We start from the raw sequence: 25,667 nt of genomic DNA on the forward strand, positions 1-25,667 counted from the left end.
CATGAAGAAATTGCGCAGAAGTGCACGTCTGGTTGATATGACGCAGCACTTGCTCGCCCATCCCCATACGCTGACTCCTCTCACTCTGTTCGCGGAACAATACGGCGCAGCGAAATCATCCATCAGTGAAGACTTGTCTATCATTAAAGAGGCTTTTGAAGTCCAAGGGGTAGGCTTGTTGAAAACGGTGGCGGGAGCGGCAGGCGGAGTGAAGTATATTCCACAGGTCAAAACGGAAGAGGCCCTTCACTTCATGCGCGAACTGATCGGTCAACTCGCTAATCCAGAGAGACTTTTGCCAGGTGGATACTTGTATATGTCCGACATTCTCGGGAATCCACAAACGATGGCGAAGATCGGAAAGCTCTTTGCAACCGCTTATGCGGATAAAAATGTGGATGTCGTTATGACGGTGGAAACAAAGGGGATTCCACTTGCGTATGCGACGGCTATGTTTCTGAATGTGCCTGTTGTGATTGTGCGCCGTGACAACAAGGTGACGGAAGGTTCAGTAGTGAGCATTAACTATGTATCGGGTTCCAGTAAACGAATTCAAACCATGTCACTCGCTCGCCGCGGTTTGGCCGAGCAGTCTCGCGTCCTCATTGTGGATGACTTTATGAAAGCTGGCGGGACATTGCGGGGCATGATTGATCTGTTGCAGGAATTCCGTGCAACCGTAGTAGGGTGCGGCGTACTGGTAGAAACAACAGCAGATGTTTCTGAGCGTTTGGTAGATGAATATGTATCGCTTGCAAAACTGCAGGATGTAGACTTCAAGGGCAAGCAAATTGAAATAGAGCTAGGCAGTTTTTTTGAAAATAGAGGGGAGTAGATAGGTATGGCAATCTCTTTTGTTTCAACTGACAAGGCTCCTGCCGCTATTGGTCCTTACAGCCAAGCTGCGAAGGTAGGTCCATTTCTTTTTGCATCGGGTCAAATTCCGCTGCGTGCTGACGGCACTTTGGTAGAAGGTGACGTCGTGGAGCAAACCCATCAGGTTTTTTCCAACATTCAAGCAGTACTAGCAGAAGCCGGTGGCAACCTGACGAACGTAGTGAAGGCGACTGTATTCATCAAGGACATGAATGATTTTGGCCAACTGAATGAAGTGTACGGCCACTATTTCGGCGATCACAAGCCAGCTCGTTCCACTGTGGAAGTGGCACGTCTGCCGCGCGACGTAAAAGTCGAAATCGAAATTGTAGCTTACATCGAATAGGAAAAATTGGAAAATAGCCTGATGCCACGCGCATTAGGCTATTTTTTTGTGTGATTGTAGAAAATTTCCAAAAAATGACATATAAACATATTTATATATTTTTTCAAATATTGCATAATGGTAAGCAGGAATATTTACCCAGCGAGTGGAAATAATCCTAAACGCGTTACATAGATAAAGGGAGTGAACTAGATGGAAGTAACAGACGTAAGGCTGCGCCGAGTGAATACGGATGGTAGGATGAAAGCGATTGCATCCATTACAATTGACCATGAGTTTGTGGTTCATGATATCCGTGTCATTGACGGAAACAATGGTATGTTTGTAGCTATGCCGAGCAAGCGTACACCAGATGGAGAATTCCGTGATATTGCCCATCCGATTTCTTCGACTACCCGTGAAAAAATCCAGGCAGCAGTTCTCACAGAATACGACCGCGTAGGTCAAGAGGAAGAAAGCACTATCGAAGCTGGTGCTTAAAACACACAAAGCACCCTGTCACTTGCGGCAGGGTGCTTCGGCGTCCGTTAACCATAACATTTTTTTAGGTCGTTCAAAATAATTTCTCGGTCCATGCCTTCCCCGATGAAAACAGCCACCATTTTTGGTCCGAAATTTTCAAAAGGGAACAGGAGCACCTGATTATCGGTATGTTGAAACGAGATCAGCTCGGGCTTTCCGTGAAACTGGACGTAACCTTTTGCCCGATAGACGTTTTTGGGGAGATCGTATAGGAAGTCCTCGAATTTTTTCGCGTCTACTGGTCCGGTGAATACATAGGAAAATGTTTCGATACTATTGTAGAGAGAGGGCTGGCTTGTTTTTAGGCCGAGGGATTGCTTGAGCCTGTCCATCGTGGACATTCGGCCGATGCTTTTCTGTACGGCAATAGGGCGGTTTGTCTCGTTGTCGAGCGGTCGCTCACGAACGGTGCGTTTGACAGACAAAAGCCGGGAGACTTCTATTTCCGCCTGAACAGTAGCGTGTATGGGTGCAGTCGGATTGATTTCACTGAGCTTTTGACGGACCCGCTCTATGACATCAGGACTGGTCAAATCGGTTTTGTTCAAAAGAAGCAGGTCTGCGTAACGCACTTGGTTTCGAATCGTTTTGACCAGAGTGCCAGTCGAGGAGAATCGTGAGTTGAGGTCCAGAAAGCGAGAGGCGTCGACAACACTAATGGTCCCTTTTAACTCCAGTCGATCATACAGCTCTGGATGGGTAATCGTATCGATGACATCAAGTGGATCGGCTACGCCAGTAGTCTCGATGAGGATTCGGTCTGGCGCAATGGCGTTCATAATATCTTTCAAGCCCTCCGTCAGCTCGCCCTTGATCGAGCAGCAAATGCAGCCATCGAGCATTTTTTTGACAGGAAAGCCGAAGCCTTGCAATTGTTCCCCGTCAATATCTTCCTCCCCCATTTCATTCATCAAGACGACTACTTTCTGGTCTGTGATGCGCAAATGAGTCAGCCATTGTTGCAAAAGGGTGGTTTTTCCGCTTCCTAAATACCCAGTCAGCAAGTATACCTCTGCGCTCATCTAATCCTACCTCCTTCAAAATAACCCCTTTCGCCCAACAATATATCACATTTCTGTCAGAAAATTAAATGTTGTCTGCCTTGTGTCTAACTACTGGCAATGCAAGGAATCAGGGATAATCCTGTATCGATTGTCTTGAAATTCACATATGAATTAGGATATAGTCATTGTGGAACTTCTACGATGGAGGGTTGACATGTCTAAGATCCATGCCGTGGTTCTGGCTGCTGGTCAGGGTACACGGATGAAATCGAAGCTGTACAAAGTCCTGCACCCTGTGTGCGGAAAGCCTATGGTTCAGCATGTAGTCGATACGATGGCGTCCATGCAGGTTCAGGATATCGTTGTCGTCGTAGGTCATGGTGCTGACGCTGTCCGCGCCAAGCTAGGCGAGGATATCACTTATGCACTGCAAGAAGAACAGTTGGGAACGGCACATGCCGTTTCGCAGGCAGCGCCGTTTTTACAGGATAAAGAAGGAACTACGTTTCTTTTATATGGCGACGTTCCCCTCTTGTCAGCGACTACGTTGTCGGCCTTGCTGACCTATCACGAGGAGCAGCAAGCGGCTGCAACTGTATTAACCGCCGTATTACCTGATGCAACAGGTTATGGGCGTATCGTGCGCAATGAGGCGGGCGAAGTATTGCGAATCGTGGAACATAAGGACGCTACAGAAGCGGAACGGGCGATCAGAGAAATTAATACGGGCATATACTGCTATGACAACCGAAAATTATGGAAAGCCTTGGCGGAAGTGAAAAATGACAACGCACAAGGCGAATACTATGTAACAGACGTTGTCGGTATTTTGCGTGAGGCAGGTGAAAAGGTAGTTGGGTACGAAGCGGTTGACCCGGAGGAAACGATGGGTGTGAACGATCGTGTACAGCTATCCGAAGCAGAAGCCTACATGAAAAAACGTATTATGACTGGTCACATGCGAAATGGTGTGACAATCATCGATCCAGCTTCTACGTACATCGAAACTGATGTGAAGATTGAGGCAGATACTGTGATCCACCCAGGTTCTTTCCTGCGTGGACAAACAACCGTGGGAGCTGATTGTGTAATCGGACCCCAAGCGGATCTGACGAATGTGGAAGTAGCGAGTGGCGTGACCATTTCTTACTCGGTAATGGTTGATTCGAGTGTGAAAAGCGACTCATCTGTTGGGCCATTTGCTTATGTTCGACCAGGAACACAGATTGGAAGCAATGCTAAAATCGGTGATTTCGTGGAATTGAAAAATGCGAAAATTGGTGACGGTACGAAGGTTCCTCATCTCAGCTATGTAGGAGATGCGGAGATCGGAGACGGAGTCAATATTGGCTGTGGAACGATTACCGTCAACTACGATGGGGCAGTGAAGCATAAAACAACAGTAAAAGATGGAGCGTTCATCGGATGCAACAGCAATCTGGTTGCGCCCGTTACAGTTGGACAAAGTGCTTATGTAGCTGCTGGCTCGACCATTAACCAAGATGTGCCGGATAATGCGCTTGCGATCGCACGTGAGCGTCAAGTCAATAAGATCGATTACGCGAACAAAATGCCTCGCAAGGGCAAAAAGCAATCATAAACGGGAGGTTCTTGAGAAGATCATGGCTAACTACCGCGACCCAAAACTGAAGGTATTTACGTGCAACGCAAACCCGGAACTGGCAAAAGAAATCGCCGAACATATCGGTGTACCACTCGGAAACGCACAAGTAGTGCGCTTTAGTGATGGCGAATGCCAACTCAAACTCAATGAAAGCGTTCGCGGTTGTGACGTATTTGTCATTCAGCCAACATCTGCTCCCGTTAATGAGCATCTGATGGAGCTTTTGGTCATGGTCGATGCATTGAAGCGCGCTTCGGCTAAGAGTATTAACGTGGTAATTCCTTACTACGGCTACGCTCGTCAAGATCGCAAAGCACGTGCACGTGATCCAATCACAGCCAAGCTGGTTGCTAACCTGATCGAGACTGCAGGTGCACAACGTGTGATTACGATGGATCTGCACGCAACACAAATCCAAGGCTTCTTCGATATTCCAGTTGATCATCTGCTGGGTGTGCCTATCTTGGGTAAACACTTCTCTGAAAAAGGTCTGAAAGATATCGTTGTCGTATCTCCTGACCACGGTGGAGTGACTCGTGCTCGTAAATTGGCAGAACGTCTGGAAGCGCCTATTGCCATTATTGACAAACGCCGCCCAGAACCAAACGTAGCCGAAGTAATGAACATCGTAGGTAACATCGAAGGCAAAACAGCGATCATCATCGACGATATTATCGATACCGCTGGAACGATCACACTAGCTGCAAGTGCACTTGTAGAAGCAGGCGCACGTGAAGTATATGCATGCTGCACGCACCCAGTTCTGTCTGGTCCTGCTATCGAGCGTATTGCTAACTCGACGATCAAGGAACTGATTGTGACCAACTCGATCCCGCTGACAGAAGAACAAATTATCGATAAGATTACCGTTCTTTCCGTAGCGCCAATCATTGGTGAAGCAATCATTCGTGTTCACGAAGAGCTTTCCGTAAGCAAGTTGTTCGATTAATATACAATCCCCTGTAGGGGATTGAACTAAACCTCCGATGGACAAGCTAGTGAGGAAACTTTTACTAGCAGTCCGAAGGAGGTTTTTTTGTGGAACAATTACAGGCACAGTCTCGTGAAAAAAAGACAGGCAATGCTGTAAAGGTACTGCGCAAGGAAGGCTGGGTTCCCGGTATTATGTACGGCAGCGAAGTGGGCAATAAGCCAATTCAGCTCAAAGGAAGAGAACTGGATGCGGCCCTGCGTCATCAGACGACGAATAAGCCATTTCGGTTGAGTGTAGACGGGGACACGCACGATGTCATGGTTTATGAGCTGCAACGGCATCCTTTGCAGGGAAACATTTTGCATGCAGATTTTAAGAAGATCAATATGAATGAAAAAATACACACGTCCGTACCTGTCCTCATGACAGGAGATCCGGAGTTGGGTGTGGCTACTCTTGTCCGCCATAGTGTGGAAGTGACTTGCTTGCCAGGTAATATACCAGAATCGTTCCTAGTCGATGTAGATGGGTTCAACATCGGGGATGTCGTTTTGGTAGCGGATCTGACAGTCCCGCCAGGAGTGGAGCTGGGGCTTGATTCCACGGAAGTGCTGATCAGTGTCCTGCCAGTTAAGGTCAAGTCCGAAGAATCGATTGATGCGGAGCAAGAAGCAGAGGCAGTGGCCGAAAAAGCAGGAACCGCTAACGAATAAAATCATGGCTTAAAAAAAGAAGGGCGAGGTGATTTCATCTCTGCCCTTCTACTTTTGTTCACGTAACCATTCGAGTACAATGGGGAGAGAGTGGGAGGGAATAAGCGTGAAAGTCATAATTGGATTGGGTAATCCCGGCAAAAAATATGAAGACACCAGACATAATGCTGGCTTTATGGCCATAGATAAGATTAGCGACAAATGGGGAATTCCTGTTACGCAAAACAAGTTTCGTGCACTAGTTGGCGAAGGCCGAATCGAAGGCGAGAAGGTGCTGCTGGTGAAGCCGCAGACGTACATGAATCTCTCAGGTGAATCGGTAGCGGAAGTCCTCAAGTTTTACAAGCTGATTCCAGACGATCTCGTTGTCATCTACGACGATCTTGATTTGCCGACCGGACATCTTCGTCTGCGAGAAAAAGGCAGCGCTGGTGGGCACAACGGCATCAAGTCGATGATTCAGCATTTGGGCACACAGGAGTTTAAACGAATCAAGGTAGGAATCAGCCGTCCTGAACCAGGGCGGAGCGTCAGCGACTATGTTTTGAATACGTTTCCAGTGGCGGAAAGAGCCGATATTCAAGAAGCGGTGAGCGTGGCTGCTGAAGCATGTGCCATGTGGACAAGAGAGTCGTTTTTAAAGGTCATGAACCATTACAACAGCTTGAAGAAGTAGTATGATTTCCCACCCAATCGTCCATACTAACCAGTAGGAACAGTATGGGGGTGGTATGTGCATGAGCATACGCTATACATGTCGTTGTTGCGGCATGAAGATTGCAGAATTTGACGAATCGCAAGTAACAGAAGCGCAGCTCGGGTTTGATTCCTTGACCCCGGAGGAACGTGCTCTTATAATATCGAGAGAACAAAGTGGAGATACGGTCGTCAGCATCACGTGCGACTATTGCCGTGAAGCGCTGATTCAGCATCCAGAGCTTTCGCTAGTCGGAAACCCACTTCAATAAGTGGATACGCATTAGGAAGGCTTGCACTGACAAGGCCTTAGCTTGGGGAGCTAAGGCTTCTTTTCGCATGGCTGACCTGCGGTTATTGTGAACGTAAGCGAGGCTCTGCTTTTAGTTGACAGAAGAATTAGAGAGGGGATTAGTGAATGCAAGTCATCATTAACCCGATGAAACAGGACACGAATGTCGGGACAATCGTGGCTGGTTTGGAGAAGGGGCTTCATGAGCAGCTTGTCTCTGGCTTAGCTGGTTCCGCCCGGCAAGTATTGATGGCGTCATTGCAACAAATGTCAGATCGTCCGGTCTGCGTAGTGACGCATAACATGTACCAAGCACAAAAAGTATACGAAGATTTGATCGAGTTAGTTCCCTCTGATCAGGTGTTGCTTTATCCCGGTAATGAGCTGATTGGCTCTGAGCTTGCCATTGCCAGCCCTGAAATGCTGGCGCAGCGAATTCATGTATTCAACCGTCTGGCCCAAGGCTTTACGGGTTTTTTGGTTGCACCATTTGCTGGCTTGCGTCGCTTAGTCGTTCCCCCGCAAGTATGGAAGGAAGCACAAATTCAGTTATCTGTCGGTGATGAGCTCGATATTGATTCCTTTTTACTCCGATGTATTGAGCTTGGCTATGAGAGAGTGGACATGGTCGAGCGCAAGGGAGAAATGAGTATTCGCGGTGGAATTATCGATTTGTATCCGATCGATTCGGAGTGGCCGGTGCGGATTGAGCTGTTTGATGTGGAGATCGACTCGATCCGTACGTTTGACATGCTCTCCCAACGGTCACTGGAATCCGTCCAGACTTATATTCTCGGTCCGGCAAAAGAAATGATCGCTTCGACTCCGTTATTGCAGGAATCGGCTGTTCGCTTGGAACAAAAGCTGGGAGAAACCATCGCCAATTTGAAGGATGGGGCTGCCAAGGAAAAAGTCATGGAGCGAATCGGCTCTGATGCAGAGAGAATGAAGCAAGGACAGCGTTTTGCACAGCTGTATTCGTACATCTCTGTCATTTACCCGACGGGTGATACCTTATTGTCCTATATGCCTTCCGATACCTTGCTGATCGTTGATGAGCCTTCCCGTGTGTTGGATACGGCAGCGCAATTGCAAAAAGAAGAAGGGGAATGGCTGACAGGACGCATCATCCAGGGCGAAAATATGTCCAATCTCAGCCTGTCGCGCACGTACGACGAGATCGTGTCGACGAAAAAGCGCCAGATCGTTTACCTCTCCCTATTTTTGAGACAATCACCAAAGACTCAGCCGCAAAACATCGTGAATCTGACTTGTCGTACCATGCAAAACTTCCATGGACAGATGAACGTACTGAAAACAGAACTGGCTCGTTGGAAGAAGTCCCAGGATCAGATCGTCTTTGTCGCAGCTGATTTGGAGCGTGCAAAGCGACTGGAGCGTGTCCTGCATGACTACGAAATGGAAGCGGATGTTTTAACTGATGCAGTGGAAACGGTGCCTCCGGGGCGTCCTACGATCATTTTAGGAAATCTCCAGACAGGCTTTGAGCTGCCATTAAACAAGCTGGTCGTTATTACGGAAGGCGAAGTTTTTACAGCAAAACAGCGCAAGGCACGCAAAGTTCAACAGACGATGAACAACGCCGAGCGTATCAAAAACTACCTTGAGCTAAAGCCCGGTGATTTCGTCGTCCACGTCAATCACGGGATTGGGAAATACCTCGGAATTGAAACCAAGGAAATTCTCGGAATTCATAAAGATTACCTTCATATTCAATACGCAGCAGGAGACAGTCTGTTTGTTCCGATTGATCAAATCGACCATGTGCAGAAGTACGTGGCGAGCGAAGAGGCACAGCCGAAGATTTACAGCTTGGGCGGCAGCGAGTGGAAACGGGTCAAAAATAAAGTCCAGTCGTCTGTAAAGGATATCGCTGAAGATTTGATCAAGCTGTACGCAGCACGCGAAGCAGCTGTCGGTCATACATTCTCTCCCGACACGACAGAGCAGCGTGAATTTGAGGCGATGTTCCCGTATCAGGAAACACAAGACCAGCTCCGCGCGATTTCTGAAGTCAAAGCGGACATGGAGCGCAAACGTCCGATGGATCGCCTCGTTTGTGGGGACGTGGGTTACGGGAAGACAGAGGTTGCGATTCGTGCTGCCTTCAAGTCTGTCATGGACGGAAAACAGGTAGCCGTTTTGGTTCCAACTACGATTCTGGCTCAGCAGCATTACGAGACGTTCCGTGAGCGTTTTGCGGAATATCCGATCCGCGTGGAGGTATTGAGTCGATTCCGTTCGCGCAAAGAGCAGAATGCCACGTTAAAAGGACTGAAGGAAGGCACAGTCGATGTCGTCATCGGTACGCACCGTCTCCTTTCCAAAGACCTGACATTCCGCGAGCTCGGTCTGTTAATCGTAGACGAGGAGCAGCGCTTCGGTGTGAGCCACAAGGAAAAGCTCAAGCAGATCAAAACGAATGTGGATGTTATGACACTGACCGCTACGCCGATTCCACGTACCTTGCACATGTCGATGCTCGGTGTGCGTGATTTGTCTGTTATCGAAACTCCGCCAGAAAATCGTTTTCCGGTGCAGACGTATGTGATGGATTACAGCCCTGCTTTGGTTCGCGAAGCGATTGAGCGTGAGATGGCTCGTGATGGTCAAGTGTTCTTCCTCTACAACCAAGTACAAGGAATCGAACAGATGGCGGAGCAGATTTCTATGCTCGTTCCTGACGCGCGCATCGCTGTGGCGCATGGGCAGATGAACGAAAGTGAGCTGGAGGGCGTCATTCTCGACTTTTTGGAAGGGAATTTTGACGTATTAGTCAGCACGACGATCATTGAGACCGGGGTGGACATCCCGAACGTCAATACGCTGATTATTTACAATGCAGATAAAATGGGCTTGTCCCAGCTGTATCAGCTGCGTGGACGTGTAGGTCGTTCCAACCGAATTGCGTACGCTTACTTTACGTATCAACGGGACAAGGTGCTGACAGAGGTAGCGGAAAAACGTCTGCAAGCCATCAAGGAATTTACCGAGCTCGGCTCTGGTTTCAAGATCGCGATGCGAGACTTGTCCATTCGTGGAGCCGGTAATTTGCTGGGCGCGGAGCAGCATGGTTTTATTAATACGGTCGGATTCGACTTGTACAGCCAGATGCTGAAAGAGGCCATTGATGAGCTAAAGGGCGAAGTCAAACACGAAATTGTCACACCTGTGGAGATCAATCTGCAACTGGATGCCTATATTCCGTCGATGTACATTACGGACAGCCGACAAAAAATCGAGATGTACAAAAAGTTTGTCGCGGTGTCTACATTGGAAGACGTCGACGATTTGGCAGAGGAGCTGCTAGACCGTTTTGGACCAGTTCCGAAGCCAGTTGATAATCTGTTGACCATTTCCCGTTTGCGTGTGTATGCCCTGAAGCATCACATCACCGAAATTAGCCAAAAGAATCCAGACGAGATTAAATTGTTCCTGCACCCTAGTCAGAACAACAACATCGATGGTGGAGCCTTGTTTGCACTTACCAGTAACTGGAGCAAGAGGGTTGGGCTGTCGGGTGGACAACAGATCACGATTGCTGTTAAAGTAAAGGGGTTAAAAGAAGATGAGGGCGTGCAGTTGGTTGAAAAGCTGCTGCGTCAATTTCACCAGGTGCGAAGAGACACCGGTACGGAAAGCCCCGTGTCTTAACTGACAAAATGGGCTTGCCCGGGAAGGGAGAACCTTATTTATGAAACGTTCTGTAGCGATTCTATCTTCGGCTGTTCTGGTCGTTGCACTCATGACTGGTTGCGGCGGAAAAGCAGAAGAAGCGAAACAAGAATCAAAAACTCCAGCGAATCAGACAGATGGCAGCAATCAAGCTGCTAATGATCCTTTGGTACAATTCCCTAAACTCACTCTGCCTTACGCAGCAGACCCGAAAGCGGTCATTGTGGAGTATCAAGGAGGAACTGTAACAGGAAATGAGTTCGAAGAGTTCCTGCGTGTCATTAACTTCATGAACCCACAACAAGGTACCATGATTGAAATGGCAGATAGCAACTCACTGAAAGCTTTTGCGCGTGAGTATACAGCTACCAAGGTTTTGGCTAGCCGTTCTGACGATGCCATGAAAAAAGAGGCCAAAGAACTCGCTGAGAAAACCTTCGAGAAAATCAAAACGCAGTACATGGGCTTTTTGGGCAAGGATGAAGCTCAGTTCACCAAGCTCTTGGAAGGTCAAGGCGTAACGAAGGACATGATCGTCAATCAGATGAACCTGATCAACCAGTCCATCAATGTGATGAAAAAGAATATCGACGATGCTACGCTGAAGCAAACCTATGATCAAATGGACAAAGCTTCCCGTACCGTTGCTTCTGTTCGCCACATCCTGATCTCTACCGAAAAGCGCACACCAGAAGAGGCGTTGAAAATCTCCAACGACTTGGTAGCGCGCCTGAAAAAGGGTGAAGACTTCGCGAAGCTGGCAAAAGAGTTTACAGATGACCCAGGCAGCAAGGAGTCTGGCGGCTTGTACGAAAATGCGGATGTAACGCAATGGGTACCAGAATTTAAAGAAGCATCCCTGACACAAAAAGTCGGTGAAGTTGGCCCGCCAGTAAAAACTGATTTTGGTTACCATATTATTAAGGTCGAGAATCGCAAAGAAAAGACCTTTGATGAGATGAAAGAACAGCTCCGCGCGAGTTCTTTGGAGAAAGCCTACGATGCTTTCGCCAAGAACGAGCTGGACAAGCTCATTACGAAATTCAACATCCCGCAGTCCAAAAACGACGCTCCGGCGAAGAAATAAGAAGTCCGAAGAAAAACAGGGAATTCGTTTCCCTGTTTTTTCGTTTTCTCGCATATTCTTCAAACATGGGCAAATACTATTATCACTCGCTACCACCCGGGGGAGAGTAATTGAGGTAACTGGTAAAAATTGATACCATCACCCATAGTTAAAATTAGAATTTGAGGAAAAAATACAACTAACCAACCACCATCTATTCACTACCCACTTCTCAGGGAAAGCGAGGCAACAAGACATGAAAGCAACTGGTATCGTTCGTCGAATTGACGACCTCGGTAGGGTCGTGATTCCTAAGGAGATACGTCGTACACTGCGCATTCGTGAGGGCGACCCGCTTGAGATTTTTGTGGATCGTGACGGAGAAGTCATTCTCAAAAAGTATTCACCAATTGGAGAATTGGGTGATTTTGCAAAAGAGTACGCCGACTCTTTGTATGAAAGCATGAATCATACCGTACTGATTTCAGACAGGGATACTGTCATTGCTGTGGCAGGTGCCTCCAAAAAGGAATACTTGGAGAAACCCATTGGTAGTATTGTTGAGAAATGCTTGGAGGAAAGAAAAACCCGACTGGAGAAAAACGCAGGCTCTTATGAAATTTGTCGTGATATGAACGAAACGATGGGCTCGTTCGTCGTTGCACCCATTGTAGCAGGAGGCGATCCAATCGGGTCCGTGATCCTCCTCAACAAAAACGAGTCAACCAAGATGAGTGATTTGGAGATCAAAATGTCGGAAACAGCGGCCGGTTTCCTGGCAAAGCAGATGGAGCAGTAGGATAGGATCAGCAAAAACAGCCTCGTACCCCGGGGCTGTTTTTCTTGTGCCTATGGCCTTGTGGTATAATGAACGAAGTTTTAGGTTGGAGAGGAGAAATTTCACGCACATGGCTCAAGAAAAGGCTTCCGTTCAATTTGTGAAAGGCGCGGCGATACTTGGAATTGCCGGTCTTGTCTCCAAGCTTTTAGGCGCTGTATACCGCATCCCATACCAAAACATTGCCGGAGATATCGGCTTGTACGTATATATGCAAGTATACCCGCTGTACACCACGTTGTTGATTCTGGCGACGGCGGGTTTTCCCATCGCCATCTCCAAGATCGTCTCAGAGCGCGTCGCTGTCGGGGATGCGATCGGGGCGCGCAGGGCGTTTCGAGTAGCCAGTATATCGCTGGTTGTTCTCGGGATCTTTTTCTTCTTACTGTTATATGGAGGGGCACCTATGATTGCCCGTATGATGGGTGATGAGCATTTGATTACCCCGCTCCGAGCGGTAGCTTGGTCACTCCCGTTGGTGCCGATGGTTGCGATCTTGCGCGGCTATTTTCAGGGGCATCAAAATATGATGCCGACTGGCGTCTCTCAGGTTGCTGAGCAGTTCATTCGCGTGATTTTCATCTTGGTCGCTGCATTCTGGGCGATGAACATGTATCAGGATCCGTACATGGCTGGTACAGGTGCCGTTTTTGCTGCTTTTCCAGGTGCCATTGCTGCTATTCTCGTCTTGCTTTGGTATTGGAGAAAAGACAAGCAGATGGGGCTAACGACCATCAATCAAGTGCAGCAATCAACCGCGAATTCGTGGACCAATCGCCAGATATTACGTCATCTCTTGACCTATGCCGTTCCGATTTGTATGGGTGCACTGGTTTTGCCGCTTGTTCCGCTTGTAGACTCGATGACCGTCGTCAATATGCTGCAATGGAGCGGGACCCCGGAGGACATGGCCAAGCTTTTGAAGGGTGCATTTGACCGTGGTCAGCCACTCATTCAGTTTGGTACGTTTTTCGCTACGTCCTTGTCTCTGGCATTAGTGCCTGCGATCAGTGAAGCTGTTGCCCAGCGCCAGCATCAATTGATCTCTCATCGTTCCGAAGTAGCGATTCGACTGACCTTCCTGTTAGGATTGCCTGCTTCCTTTGGACTTGCTCTGTTGGCGGAGCCGATCAACGTCATGCTCTACGGAGACAGCAACGGTACCGAGGCCCTCGCTGTACAGTCCTTCACGATTATTTTCGCCACGGTGAGTATTGCCAGCGCGGGGATTTTGCAAGGCTTGGGACGTGTAATGCGACCTGCCCGCAACTTGTTTATTGGTGTATTGGTGAAGCTCATCCTCAATCTGGCGCTCGTTCCGTTCTGGGGCATCTCTGGTGCAGCAGTGTCCACCGTTTTAGCTTATTTGGTCGCCATGGGACTGAACGTTCTTGCGGTAAGCAAATACACGGGGGCACAAATCGGATTCCGCCAAACGGTGAAAAAGCCATTCATCTCCGTCGTGGTGATGTCGATTGTCGTGTTGCTGGTCGAGTGGCTCGCTAATACAGTGCTCGGCAGTGCCGGACTTTCAAATCGCTTGTTCCATACGCTGGTAGGCTTGATTGCTGTCGGTTCAGGAGCATTGGTCTATTTGCTGGCACTTTTGAAAACGGGTGGACTTACGAGAAATGATATTCAATTTTTGCCAAAAGGAAAGCGAATTGCTTCGCTGTTAACGAAATATAAGCTCCTCCCAGCGGAGAAAGCGAGAAGGAACGAAAAGGAGGCGTGACGAGTGGAAATGAAGAATAAGACCATTACCGTGGTCGGTCTTGGTGCCGGAGATTTGGACCAGCTCCCTTATGGCATCTATCGTACACTCAAAGCTGCCAAACAGCTGTATTTGCGCACGAAAGAGCATCCGGTCGTAGCCGAGTTGATCGCAGAAGGCATCGCGATTGAGTCCTTTGATGCTGTATATGAGCAGCACGATACGTTTTCCGATGTGTACACCGATATTGTGGAGCGACTTTTTTCACAGGTAAACGAAGCAGGCAGTCTTGTCTATGCCGTGCCTGGCCATCCTTTGGTGGCGGAACGTACTGTGCAGCTGTTGTTGGCAGAGGGACCAAAACGTGGAGTAGAGATCGAAATTGGCGGTGGACAGAGCTTTATCGATCCGTTGTTTGCCCGCCTACATATCGACCCGATCGAGGGATTCTCTTTGCTAGATGGGACGGCGCTCGCTGCTCATCAAGTATCTCCGGGTCTGCATACGATTATCGCGCAAGTGTACGATGCCTTTGTGGCTTCTGATGTGAAGCTGACCTTGATGGAAGTGCTGCCGGACGATTACGAGGTGACGGTAGCGACTGCCGTAGGGGTAGCGGGGCAAGAAATCATTGAGACAGTGCCGTTGTATGAACTGGACAGACTCGATCATTTCGGGAATTTGTCCCTGGTGTATGTACCGCCGACGAAGGATGAGAAGGTATCGTACCGCCAATTCTCCTACTTGAAGGAGATCGTTGCGATCCTGCGCAGTCCGGATGGATGCCCGTGGGATCGCGAGCAAACACATCAAAGCATCCGCAAAAACTTGATTGAAGAGACGTACGAGGTTTTGGAGACGATCGACGACGATGATCCAGATGCGATGTGTGAGGAGCTAGGTGATTTGTTGATGCAAATCATGCTGCATTCGCAGATGGCAGCCGAAGACGGATATTTTTCGGTAGATGATGTTGTCGCGACATTGAATGAAAAGCTAGTTCGCCGCCACCCGCACGTATTCGGGGAAAAGAGCGCGAATGATTCTGAGGAAGCACTGGCGAATTGGCAGGAGATCAAAGCACAGGAAAAAGCAGCAAAAGGCATCGATGTAACGGTTCAATCACAGTTGGCGGGAATACCGCGTGATTTGCCAGCACTGATGTATGCGTACAAGCTGCAGAAAAAAGCAGCCCAAGTCGGCTTTGACTGGGACGATATTGCAGACGTGTACAAAAAGGTAGAAGAGGAGTACCGCGAGCTGCAAGAAGCATCAGAAGAAGAACGCGCTGGCGAGCTGGGTGATTTGCTATTTGCGGTAGTCAATCTGGCGCGCTTCCTGGGGCTCGATCCGGAAGCAGCCCTCGCGTTGACCAACAACAAGTTCAAGAAGCGCTTTTCCTATATTGAAGGCAAGCTGCAAGAGGCGGGTCGTACCTTCGAGCAGACAGACCTGCAAGAGATGGACAAATGGTGGGAGGAAGCCAAACATGAGACTAGATAAATATTTGAAAGTGTCTCGACTGATCAAGCGGCGCACGCTCGCAAAAGAAGTGTGCGACAAACAGCGTGTGGAAATCAACGATCGCCCTGCAAAGGCGTCCAGTAACGTGAAAATCGGCGACAAGCTGGCGATCCGTTTCGGACAAAAAATCGTGTCGGTAAAAGTAGAGGACATTAAGGAAAACCCGCGCAAGGAAGAAGCGGCTTCGCTGTATACCGTCATTGGCGAAGTTCCCGTTCCGCGTGATGAAAAAGAAGAAGACGCCTACCTCAAAGGGTAATGTACAACGAAAAGAGACTGCCGAGATGGCAGTCTTTTTTTAGGCTTTTTTTCCAAGCAAAGGATATAATGAGAGTACCTGAAGGCATTTCCGAAGGGATGTGTGCTGTGTGCAACAAAACGGAGTTCGAACGGGCTACTTTTTGTCTATTTCGCTTCTGTTATCATCTATCCTGTACTTTTTTGCCTCGAACTGGCCGCTTATGGTCAGGGAGCAAAAGATCGGCGTCAGTGTGGCAATCCTCGTTCTTTTTTATTTGTTATCCTATGGACTGCGTTTCATCAAACGTCATACGTTTTTGAGCAATTGGCTTCTGGTGGCTGGTGGCTTGGCCTTTGGCATCAGCGTGGCTTTGTTGGGGCAAATATACAATAGTCATGCCGATAGCTATATGCTGTTCGTCGTATGGCTCATTCCGAATTTGTTATTTGCGGTTTTCACGCGCTATCAGCCGTTCTATGTCATCAGCTATGTCCTCGCTCATTTGGCCATTTACTTCTTTCTCCATCCATCAGTCATTCATGTAGCGCGTGAAGACGAGTGGTGGTTCATGATTTTTTGGTTGATTGCTTTGGGAAATATGGTCTTGTTCTGGCTAACCACGACAGGAAGATTACATTCTAAACCGATCTACTACTTATCCTTTCTGACCTTTTCCGTCAGTCTTTTCTGGTCAGCTTTCACGGATGTATACGGTCCGTTTCCTGAGCTTTTATATGTCCTTACCGGGGGCATCCTGTTTGTCACGTTTTTAAAGTGGGTGCCGAGTCGCGGGCTTCTGATTGTGACAGCCTCGCTGCTCTCGCTGTTTGTGCTCGTTAAATTTATATCCTACATGGTGATGTATTATTCAGAAGGCTTCTTTGTTTTGATGCTGCTGCTGACCGTACTCATTATTTGGGGAGCAGTTGCAGGGATTAATTGGCTGCGCAAGGAATCAGCGTATCAAAAAAGCAAATGGGTTGTGTTTTTTCAAGAGGCATTTACGGTTCTCGTTACGACCATTGCCGCATCTATTGGAGCTATTTCGATAGCAGGTCTGCTTTTTCTGATCATTCAAGAGGAAACGGTTATTGATTTGCTGTTTTTCCTTTCCTTAATTGGCTTTATTGGCCCTGTGGTGTTTATGAGTGGGATGAATGCAACGGTACGATATACACTGCTCACAATGGGGTATATATTGGGTGTCGGTTCTGTTCTGTTTTTAGAAGGAGCTTACTGGATCGTTTTCCTGTTGGTACTGTTATACGTGTGGAAAGCTGTCCCTGCCATTCCGGCGCGGCTTTTGACACAGCTGACTTTTTTAGTCGTCCTGGCTACGAAGCTGGATGAGTACCTGCCTTCCTTTGAATATGTACTCTTGATCATATTTGCTACGCAGTTGGCGATGTATTACGTAAAACAATTGCCAGTCGTATTGCAAAACAGCTCGTTGGTGTACGCCTTACTCTCGCTTTTGATCCTGACAGAGGAAGGATTTCAATCGGGCTCCATGAATGTGGTAGTGAATCTGGCTTTTTTCGCAGTCAGCACGTATTTGTTGTATCGGACATTGCATCAGCAAAATAAGGTGAGATTCGGTATTGTACTCGGTTTCTGGTTTGCCTTTCTCCTCATGAAGTACTACGACATGCTATGGAGCTTGCTGCACAAGTCACTGAGCCTGCTTTTGCTCAGCCTGGTGTTTTTCATCGCTACCCTGTGGTGGGATCGAAGGTCGAAAATCGAGTGGCCGAGAAGCGAGCCTTCCCTTTTTGTGAGAAAAGCGTTTGTGTTGCTTCCTGTCATTTTGCTGCAATTTGTTTTGATTGGCTATCAAGTATGGAGCAGTGAAACGATCCTGGCCAACGGAAAAACGGTGAAGCTGGAGCTGGTTCCAATCGATCCGCGTTCGTTACTGCAAGGTGATTACGTCAGGCTTGGCTACACCATTTCTACACTGGACCAGGAACAGGTTGACTCAGGGGATAAGATTCGAGTCGTACTCCGCCAACAAGCAGATGGCTTGCACAGCTACAGTGGCTATTATGAGATCGATGGTCGATGGAATCGAGCCTACGAGCCTCAGTCATCGGATGTGGTGATTAATGGAAGTATAATCGGTGGCAATCAGGTGGAATACGGCATAGAAAGCTATTTTGTCCCAGAAGGAACCGGACTTGAAGTCGAGCGGAATGCCAAATACGCTATTGTGAAAATTGGTGAGAGAGGCGATGCCATCCTGGAGAGCCTGTCGAACCAGTAGACATTACAAAAGAAGAAGCTGCCTGTGTCATCGGGCAGCTTCTTCTTTTGTGTGGGGAAGTAAACGTTCTTTGGAATCCATTGGCAACACGATCGAACGGGTGAGGATAACGCCTACGATCCCCAGCGAAAAGATGAGGAGTGCCATTAGATAGGACGGGAGGACAGCTCCCAAAGTGATACCGACTGCCCCCATGATCCGAGCGCCAGGCACAACGAGTCCGTTCACAGCCATATAAGAGCTACGCAAATCATCTTTTACAATTTGCGCCAGATAGGTTTGGCGAATGGGAGCGTGAATCAGCTCGCCCATCGTGCTTATAAGCACCGCGGCCAGGATAACGATAAGGGAGTTGCTGTACATGATCAGTGAGTACCCGGCAATATACATCAGCCCACTTGTATACAAGGCAGGAGCTTCTTTCAAGTGTTCGATGAGCTTGGTGACGGCAAGAGAGAACAATACCACGAGCAGCGTATTTTCGAGCTGGATCAGGCTGAATATTTTGATGCCCGTCAGTTCAACAGTAAACCAGTCAAACAAGCCAAAGCTCTGCGGGGCAAACTCCTGAGCAAGTCTGACAGCGATGTAGTTAGGTGTCTGAAATTCTGGTGCAAAGATGAGCATGCCGCTTAGTGAAAAGAGGATGAAACGACGGTCAGTCATTACCAGCTTGTAGCTTGCGACCATATCCCGTAAGATACCTGTCCCCGTTCCGACATGGTTCATTGGCTTCGGCTGGTACGATTCCTTGATACAAAAGGAAATGATCACAAGTATGAAAAAACTGATAGCGGTAAGCGTGAGGAGCAGTTCGAAACGATGGGTAGCAAACAAGAGACCTCCCACTACGGAACCTAGTGCAATCGATAAGTTGTTGGACCAGTAGTTAATGCCGTACATATACGTTCGGTTTTCTTTCGTACTGACATCGATGAGCATCGCATCTGCGGCGGGGTTAATCATTCCGTTACTCGCATTCTGGACGAGCATCATGGCAAACGTGAGCCAAGCAGAATCGAGCCACGGGGGGTTCGCTGCCATCATGATGAAGAGAGCGAAGCACTGAATCCATTGTCCGTATACCATCACTTTTTTTCTGCCCCACCGATCAGCCAGGTAGCCGCCGTAGAAGCCCATCAAGATTTGCGCACATACGGTCAGGACTAACAGGAGCCCTGTTATAGCAGGACCGAGCTTGGCAGAAAAGTAAATGGCCATAAAAGGGAAGATCATATTTCCTACCAGACGTGTCAGAAAGGAAGTCACGATTCGTATGCGGATGTTAGGATGGAGTTGCGAAAAGCTCATGGGGACGACCTCCTTTTTTCCAATTGTAGCTATGAAAAGGAGAAGAAAAAGGGTAAGATTCCTCTGTGAATTTCACCTTTTAAGGAATGTGATGCCTTATGAAAAGCAATGAGCACTTTATGCAGATGCTACTCGGGTTATCAGAATGGGAGACGGGGCGCGAACAAAAGATCGGTATACAAGAGTTGTCCCAGCTTTTATGCTGTACGCCCCGCAATGTGAAACTGATTTTGCGCAAATGGGAGAGTGAGGGGCTCCTTTTATGGAAGGCAGGCGTAGGACGGGGCAATCATTCGAGACTTACGATTCTCTGCGATATCACTGACTTTTTGGCCAGTTACTTTCAGAAGCTATTGATGGACGGAAACATTGGGGAAGCAGTGCAGCTTTTGCATCATAAAAATTTGCCTGCGGGTGCGAAGCGGCTTTTGCAGGAAAAGTGGGACAGTCAATTCGGATTTGTCGCGGAAGAGAACGAGAAGAGGCGTCAGGAAATTTTACGTATTCCACGTGAACGAGCTTTTTCAACCATCGACCCCGCATTCGTAGCCGTAGCGGCGGAGAGTCATTTTATCCAGCAAATCTGCCATGCGCTCGTCATTTTCGATTTGGCTACACAAGATTTTAAGCCCCAGCTAGCCTACGCTTGGGAAAGTAATCTGGATATGACTGCTTGGACCTTTTATTTACGAAAAGGAGTTCGCTTTCACCATGGTCGTGTACTGACAGGAGAAGACGTAGCCTATACCGTTCAGCGACTGATTGAGCTGGATTCACCGTATCGTTGGCAAGTGGACGATATCGATTGGATCGAACAGCGAAATGACGGAGCCATTACTTTTCATTTACGGAAGCCAAACGGTTTTTTCTTGCATTTGGTATCTTGCATCGGGATGTCAATTTTGCCGCATGATGTGCCGTTTTCGGAGTCTGCGATTGTAGGGACAGGCCCGTTTCGGCTGGTCGAATTTACAGAGGATCGGTTGGTATTGGCAGCGTTCGACGACTATTATCGGGAGCGGGCGATTCTGGATCGGGTAGAAATCTGGCGAGTACCGGGATCATGTTCTTCGAAGCAACGGTATCAACTTTCGCTGGCTGAGGATGAAGCGACGGAAGATGATAGCAAATCTTTGGAGGTTCAAGAGGTAGGCTGTCACTATCTGAACTTCAACTTTCGAAAGCCCGGTATTCAGCACGACTTGGCTTTTCGCCAGGCAATCAAACTTCTGATCGACCCCGTACAAATGATTCGAGACTTGAAAAAAGAGACGTTTACGCCTGCCGGAAGCTTTTTGCCGGAGAGAAGCCAACTCATGTATTTTTCCTCACATACCATAGAGGAAGCGGCTCATTGGCTACAAAAAAGTGCATATCAGGGCGAGGCTGTCTTGCTGAGTTTCAACGACGCGAAAAAAGTGAGAGAAGAAGCAGAGTGGCTTCAGGAGAGGTGTCAGCTGGTTGGCATTCAGCTAGAATTGCAGGGCATCACGAAAGATCAGTTCTTGTCGTACGATACAGCTCAACATGCTGATATGGCTATGATGGGGGAGGTCCTGCAACGTGATATCGAGCTGGGGCTGATGGAGATATACAAAAACAAATGCTCCTTGGTGCATCGTTTTTTAGATGATGACAGGTTGGCCATTGTTGAGGAGCGGATGTCAAAAATTCTTCAATTACAGGACAGCAAAGAACGTATGTGTGCTTTGGAAAAGGTGGAGGACACACTTAGGGATGAGGCGTGGCTGCTTTTCTTGTACCATGCGAAGCGATTCGATCACTACCATCCCGCTTTGCAAGGAATTGCGGTCGATTCGTTTGGATGGATCGACTTTTCCAAACTGTGGGTTAAATCATTCGTTACCAGTCTGTAACCCTTTCTTGCCGAACATTTCCTATCATAGTAAGGAAATTGTAGAGAAGGAGGCGTTACCGTTGAAAAAAAGCGTAAACAAAGGGATCTCAGTGCTGCTGGCCACTGCGGTTTTGGCAAGTCCACTGATGCTCGAGCCAAAAGCGGCTTATGCTCTCTCTATTGAGGATGTTTCTGCAGACGATACAGATGCAGACGAGGAAACAGAATATACGATTGAGTTTGAAATCAATAAGGAATTAACAGCAGGGGATAGTATTTACGTTAGATTCCCTTCAGATTATTCGGTAGATAAAAAGCTGAGAACATCAGACATCACGCTTGAAGATGACGATGATGATGAGATCTCGATCGACAGCGTATCCGTCAGCAAAAATGTAGTGGAGATTGAAGTCGATGAAAAGATCAAAAAAGGCACTGTTCTCACATTGACTATTGATAACATCACCAACCCGGAAGACAAGGGCAGCTATGAGATCGAAGTAAAAACGAGTGAGGAAAACAGCTACAAGGGTAAAAAAATCACCATCGGCAAATCTTCGAGCAGTAGCAGTAGCAGTAGTAGCAGCAAGGGCGACTTCGAGGCCTCCCATAGCAGTAAAAATGCCGAGGACGGAATCTCCTTAACGCTCGGAAAATTTAATCTTTCCTCGAAGAGCAAGCTGAAAGATGGCAAGTACATTTATGTCGATTTCCCTTCCAAAGACATGCTGCCAAAGAGCATCAGCAAGTCTGATGTGACTGTAAACGGGTACAAAGCAGAATACGTCACGATCGTTGACAACGACTCGATTCGGATTGAGGTTCCGAGTGGTGCAGACGGCGATAGCTACATAAAGCTGGAGTTTACGTCCTCAGCGGGGATTGTAAACCCATCCAAAGCAGACAAGTACTATTCGTATGAAATTGAATATGACAGCAAGAAATACAAGTCAAAAGATGTTGAAATTACAGGCATAAGTAATACGCCATTCACCGTTTCTTTGTCGGACAGTGCAGCTGGGGCGCGCACGAGCTATACGTTTGAAGTGGATCTTTCCTCCAAGCTGGGGTCGAACGCAGAAATCGAAGTTGAATTCCCAAGTGAGGTAACGGTTCCGCCGATTCTTACCAGCAATAGCGTCACCGTCAATGGTTCTCAAGTGACGAATGTAAGCGTGTTGGGGAATAAGGTTTATTTCCGCACGCCATACGGATTCAATGGCACAAATCGCGCGAGCATCAAGTTTGCATTCGAAGGCTACTTGACCGCTCCGAAGACAGCGGGAACATATACCGTGGCGGCCAAGATCGACAACAAGTCCTATAAGTCGAAGGAATTCCAAATCACAGGAATGACTCCACCAGTCGCCGTGGACAATGCATTGGCAACGGTTGGGCTGACGAGAGCGACTGCCTCTACTCCTGCTGGAATTTCAATCGGTATCAAAGCCATGGGTGCTCCGATTGTTCGCAATCAGGGATTCATTGAAGTCGTACTCCCTGTTGGCTTCCGTGTTCCAGCCTATTTGCCTGCAAACACAGTAACAGTGAACGGTGTGGCCGCTAGCTTTGTTGGTGTGCGCGGACAAAATCTGATTATTATTCCTGCCCAGGATATTCCGGCAAAAACAGCAGCTCAGGTCAATATCGCCGAGACAGCTGGTATTGTGAATCCGGCTACTCCAGGTGTGTACAACATTGGTGTCTACAACTCCGAGGAGAGGGGCTTACTCTTCTCTCGTCCAGCGACCATCGTGTCTCTAAATGGCGTCAGCTTCAAGCAGAACGTCGCTTCCTTTACAAAGGCTGGTAAAACAACCGGACTCGCAGTGGCACCGTATACCGTAAATGGCAACACGCTGATGCCAACTACGTTCTTCCGTGATGCCCTCGGGTTTTCGATCAGCTACACCAAAACGACTGCCAAAGTCGTGAGCGGCAATACGGTCATGCAATTCAAGGTCGGTTCAAACGTAGCGACCATCAATGGCAAAAATGTAACGCTGCCTGCAGCGGTTCAGCTGAAAAACAACGTTCCTACTCTGCCTCTTAAAACCATCACGGAGCGTACCGGTTACAAAATCATCTATGTGAACGGGAACTACACCGTTTACAAGTAAGGACAGTCTGGCAAAAACCCCGTATAAATACGGGGTTTTTTTTTGTAGAAAACATCGAAATGTTATTCATTAGAGTTAATGCGACCGCTTGCAGTCAACAAAAACGGTATTGACCGTTTTTGTTCTATCAGGACATCCCTCCCCATAGGATAGTACAAGAAGGGTACGTGAGGAGGGAGTAATCATGAACGATCACACGAGACGGCCACGTCATGAAGTCGTGATGATTAATCGTCGCAGCTTAGCGATATCGGGAGTAAAAAACGTCGAAAGCTTTGATAGCGAAGAATTCCTCTTGGAGACGGACGGCGGCTTTTTAACCATACGAGGCCAAAACCTGCATATGAAAAATCTGAGTTTGGAAACCGGAGAAGTAGCGATCGAGGGGCTCGTTCACGAGATGGCCTATCTGGAGCAAGGGCAGGCCGGCGATCGGTCGAGAGGATTCTTCGGCAAGTTATTCAAGTGAACATCGCCATCCAGTTACAGACGGTATTGGCCATGTCGACGTGTGGTGCACTGATGGGTATGGGATTCGATACGTACCATGTATTTAAGGGCAAGGCCAGACTGCCACTCTGGTTGGTCTTTTTCTTTGATATCCTTTTTTGGGTGGGCAGTATGGGTGCTGTCTTCTTGATTTTGGTGAAAGTGAACGACGGGATTATTCGGTTTCCGATATTTTTTGGAATGCTATTTGGCGCGTGGCTTTACTTCTTATTAGGTAGTAAGAAGTATATCCTTTTCTTGCATCGCGTGATAAAATTCTGTCAGTGGTTTTACCGTACGGTCGTAAAAATTATAGACATCCTGCTTGTACGTCCTGTGCTCTTTCTTTTCCGAGTGATCATCATGGTGCTGACATTTTTGTATTCCGTGTTGCTCGCGATCCTCGGCTTTTTGTGGAAAGTGACGCGTTTTGTCACCTCCCCTTTTGCCAGATGGGGTCAACATTTGTGGAAAAAAATGTACGGAAAAACAACAGGAATTTGGACCAATTGGAAGAATTGGTTTCACTCAAAGAGAAAGCGGGAGTAGATTCGAGGTGGCGTACTGATGAAGGAAGCAAGAACCTCTTCCATTAACCGAAAAGGGCAAAGAAGGAGAATGCGTCTCTTTTTCTTTGTGATCCTGTGCTTTTTCGTCTGGACTAGCTATACCTTGTTTTTGCAAAGTGGCGAGTTGTCCAAGAAGGAGACAGAGCTGGAAGCCCTGAAGCAAGAATCAGCGATCTTGCAGCAAAAGCAAGAAGATCTGACCTATGAAGCAAGCCGACTAAACGATCAGGAGTACTTGGCAGAGCTGGTCCGTAAGCGAATTTTGTTTACCAAGCAGGGCGAAAGCATCTATATCATTCCAGATTGAGTATACATCTGATCTTCAACGAGAGGGAGGCATTCCACGTCATGGAGATCGAGGTCGGGAGCATACTGGAAGGGAAAGTCACGGGTATCACCAAATTCGGAGCGTTTGTTCAACTGCCGGGCGATGTGACCGGACTGGTGCATATTAGTGAAATTGCTGACGTCTACGTCCGGGACATCCATCAATTTTTAAAAATGGGAGACACGGTAAAGGTAAAAGTCCTCAGCCTCCGTGAGGGCAAGATCGGGCTTTCTATCAAAAAAACAATGGAAAAGGAACGGCCACCCCGCTATCAGCGGGAGCGAAGTGAAGGTTTTGAAGAAAAGCTGAACCGCTTTTTGAAAGAAAGTGAAGACAGGCAGTCCTCCTTGAAGAAAAGCGTAGAGAAAAAGGGCCGCGGTCGGTCTTTTTAATTCGGAAAATTGTGACTTTTCTTTCTTTGTGAAAAGCGCATTTTGACTGTAAAAATAGGAAGGTCATTTCAAAGTCTTGACGAATAAAGTATCCTAAGCCCGTTTCGCAAAGCGCGAATCACCTGTCAGCCGACGTTATCCGCCATAACGTCGGTTTTTTTTGTCCGTTTTCGTTACTGAATTTGTCGCACGATTCTGTTAATATCCATTGGATTTTTGACAAATTTTACAATGCTCCCTCCGTATAATGG

General features: G+C 47.8%; 23 protein-coding genes. 21 read left to right on the forward strand and 2 right to left on the reverse strand.

Translation table 11 applies throughout. The features are described from left to right. The first annotated feature begins 1 nt into the window (after position 1). The 3 genes from purR to spoVG all read left to right on the forward strand — a co-directional run bounded on the left by purR (position 2) and on the right by spoVG (position 1,702). A complete protein-coding gene (gene purR / locus POF51_RS28325) occupies positions 2–835 on the forward strand; it encodes a pur operon repressor (protein WP_007719934.1) in 834 nt (277 codons plus the stop codon). A gap of 6 nt (positions 836–841) precedes the next feature. Then, complete coding sequence (locus tag POF51_RS28330; protein ID WP_017246939.1) at positions 842–1,222, forward strand: RidA family protein; 381 nt, start codon at positions 842–844, stop codon at positions 1,220–1,222. Positions 1,223–1,414: 192 nt separating this feature from the next. Continuing rightward, positions 1,415–1,702 (forward strand): septation regulator SpoVG, encoded by a 288-nt coding sequence (spoVG, locus tag POF51_RS28335; protein WP_007719936.1) that lies wholly within the window; start codon positions 1,415–1,417, stop codon positions 1,700–1,702. A gap of 47 nt (positions 1,703–1,749) precedes the next feature. Here the strand turns inward: spoVG and POF51_RS28340 are convergent, their stop codons facing one another. Next, entirely contained in the window at positions 1,750–2,766 is a 1,017-nt protein-coding gene (locus tag POF51_RS28340; RefSeq protein WP_069852569.1) for a CobW family GTP-binding protein, read from the reverse strand. Between the two features lie 196 nt (positions 2,767–2,962). Here POF51_RS28340 and glmU point away from each other — a divergent pair, with 196 nt between their 5' ends. The 12 genes from glmU (at position 2,963) to POF51_RS28400 (ending at position 18,349) form a co-directional block, all read left to right on the forward strand. Then, positions 2,963–4,348, forward strand: a complete 1,386-nt coding sequence (gene glmU / locus POF51_RS28345; protein WP_069852571.1) for a bifunctional UDP-N-acetylglucosamine diphosphorylase/glucosamine-1-phosphate N-acetyltransferase GlmU — start codon at positions 2,963–2,965, stop codon at positions 4,346–4,348. Positions 4,349–4,370: 22 nt separating this feature from the next. Then, positions 4,371–5,321: a ribose-phosphate diphosphokinase gene (locus POF51_RS28350; RefSeq protein WP_017246942.1), complete on the forward strand. Its 951-nt coding sequence runs from the start codon at positions 4,371–4,373 to the stop codon at positions 5,319–5,321. An 89-nt stretch (positions 5,322–5,410) separates the two neighbouring features. Next, on the forward strand, positions 5,411–6,019 hold the full coding sequence (locus POF51_RS28355; RefSeq protein WP_017246943.1) for a 50S ribosomal protein L25: 609 nt from the start codon (positions 5,411–5,413) through the stop codon (positions 6,017–6,019). 106 nt (positions 6,020–6,125) lie between these two features. Then, positions 6,126–6,695 (forward strand): aminoacyl-tRNA hydrolase, encoded by a 570-nt coding sequence (gene pth, locus POF51_RS28360; RefSeq protein ID WP_017246944.1) that lies wholly within the window; start codon positions 6,126–6,128, stop codon positions 6,693–6,695. 61 nt (positions 6,696–6,756) lie between these two features. Then, on the forward strand, positions 6,757–6,987 hold the full coding sequence (locus tag POF51_RS28365) for an anti-sigma-F factor Fin (RefSeq protein ID WP_007726431.1): 231 nt from the start codon (positions 6,757–6,759) through the stop codon (positions 6,985–6,987). A 146-nt stretch (positions 6,988–7,133) separates the two neighbouring features. Then, positions 7,134–10,682, forward strand: a complete 3,549-nt coding sequence (gene mfd, locus POF51_RS28370) for a transcription-repair coupling factor (RefSeq protein WP_271756539.1) — start codon at positions 7,134–7,136, stop codon at positions 10,680–10,682. A 40-nt stretch (positions 10,683–10,722) separates the two neighbouring features. Then, entirely contained in the window at positions 10,723–11,790 is a 1,068-nt protein-coding gene (locus POF51_RS28375; protein WP_069852576.1) for a peptidylprolyl isomerase, read from the forward strand. A gap of 235 nt (positions 11,791–12,025) precedes the next feature. Continuing rightward, the gene (spoVT, locus tag POF51_RS28380; protein ID WP_069852578.1) at positions 12,026–12,568 is read left to right on the forward strand and encodes a stage V sporulation protein T; all 543 of its coding nucleotides are present in this window, start codon (positions 12,026–12,028) and stop codon (positions 12,566–12,568) included. Between the two features lie 109 nt (positions 12,569–12,677). Continuing rightward, on the forward strand, positions 12,678–14,342 hold the full coding sequence (locus POF51_RS28385; protein WP_069852581.1) for a putative polysaccharide biosynthesis protein: 1,665 nt from the start codon (positions 12,678–12,680) through the stop codon (positions 14,340–14,342). 9 nt (positions 14,343–14,351) lie between these two features. Then, positions 14,352–15,824: a nucleoside triphosphate pyrophosphohydrolase gene (mazG, locus tag POF51_RS28390; protein ID WP_069852643.1), complete on the forward strand. Its 1,473-nt coding sequence runs from the start codon at positions 14,352–14,354 to the stop codon at positions 15,822–15,824. Beyond that, on the forward strand, positions 15,811–16,104 hold the full coding sequence (locus POF51_RS28395; RefSeq protein WP_012683879.1) for an RNA-binding S4 domain-containing protein: 294 nt from the start codon (positions 15,811–15,813) through the stop codon (positions 16,102–16,104). The genes mazG and POF51_RS28395 overlap by 14 nt, the downstream gene beginning before the upstream one ends. A 109-nt stretch (positions 16,105–16,213) precedes the next feature. Then, complete coding sequence (locus POF51_RS28400) at positions 16,214–18,349, forward strand: GDYXXLXY domain-containing protein (protein ID WP_271756540.1); 2,136 nt, start codon at positions 16,214–16,216, stop codon at positions 18,347–18,349. Positions 18,350–18,376: 27 nt separating this feature from the next. Here POF51_RS28400 and POF51_RS28405 read toward each other — a convergent pair whose 3' ends face one another. Continuing rightward, positions 18,377–19,660, reverse strand: coding sequence for an MDR family MFS transporter (locus POF51_RS28405; RefSeq protein ID WP_271756541.1), 1,284 nt, complete (start codon positions 19,658–19,660; stop codon positions 18,377–18,379). A 98-nt stretch (positions 19,661–19,758) separates the two neighbouring features. Between POF51_RS28405 and POF51_RS28410 the strand changes: the two genes are divergently transcribed. The 6 genes from POF51_RS28410 to POF51_RS28435 all read left to right on the forward strand — a co-directional run bounded on the left by POF51_RS28410 (position 19,759) and on the right by POF51_RS28435 (position 25,416). Further along, complete coding sequence (locus POF51_RS28410; protein WP_271756542.1) at positions 19,759–21,537, forward strand: SgrR family transcriptional regulator; 1,779 nt, start codon at positions 19,759–19,761, stop codon at positions 21,535–21,537. 61 nt (positions 21,538–21,598) lie between these two features. Then, positions 21,599–23,638, forward strand: a complete 2,040-nt coding sequence (locus POF51_RS28415; protein ID WP_069852589.1) for a copper amine oxidase N-terminal domain-containing protein — start codon at positions 21,599–21,601, stop codon at positions 23,636–23,638. 184 nt (positions 23,639–23,822) lie between these two features. Beyond that, complete coding sequence (gene yabP / locus POF51_RS28420) at positions 23,823–24,107, forward strand: sporulation protein YabP (protein ID WP_007726414.1); 285 nt, start codon at positions 23,823–23,825, stop codon at positions 24,105–24,107. Next, a complete protein-coding gene (gene yabQ / locus POF51_RS28425) occupies positions 24,104–24,676 on the forward strand; it encodes a spore cortex biosynthesis protein YabQ (protein WP_017246952.1) in 573 nt (190 codons plus the stop codon). Before yabP ends, yabQ begins: the two co-directional genes overlap by 4 nt. Positions 24,677–24,694: 18 nt before the next feature. Continuing rightward, positions 24,695–25,003 carry an FtsB family cell division protein gene (locus POF51_RS28430; protein ID WP_017246953.1) on the forward strand — a complete coding sequence of 103 codons (309 nt, stop codon included), beginning with the start codon at positions 24,695–24,697 and terminating at the stop codon, positions 25,001–25,003. 41 nt (positions 25,004–25,044) lie between these two features. Further along, a complete protein-coding gene (locus POF51_RS28435; RefSeq protein WP_017246954.1) occupies positions 25,045–25,416 on the forward strand; it encodes a S1 RNA-binding domain-containing protein in 372 nt (123 codons plus the stop codon). The last annotated feature ends 251 nt before the right edge of the window (positions 25,417–25,667 follow it).

This window comes from Brevibacillus sp. AG (genome assembly GCF_028369215.1).
In the GTDB taxonomy this organism is placed as follows: Bacteria; Bacillota; Bacilli; order Brevibacillales; family Brevibacillaceae; genus Brevibacillus; species Brevibacillus porteri.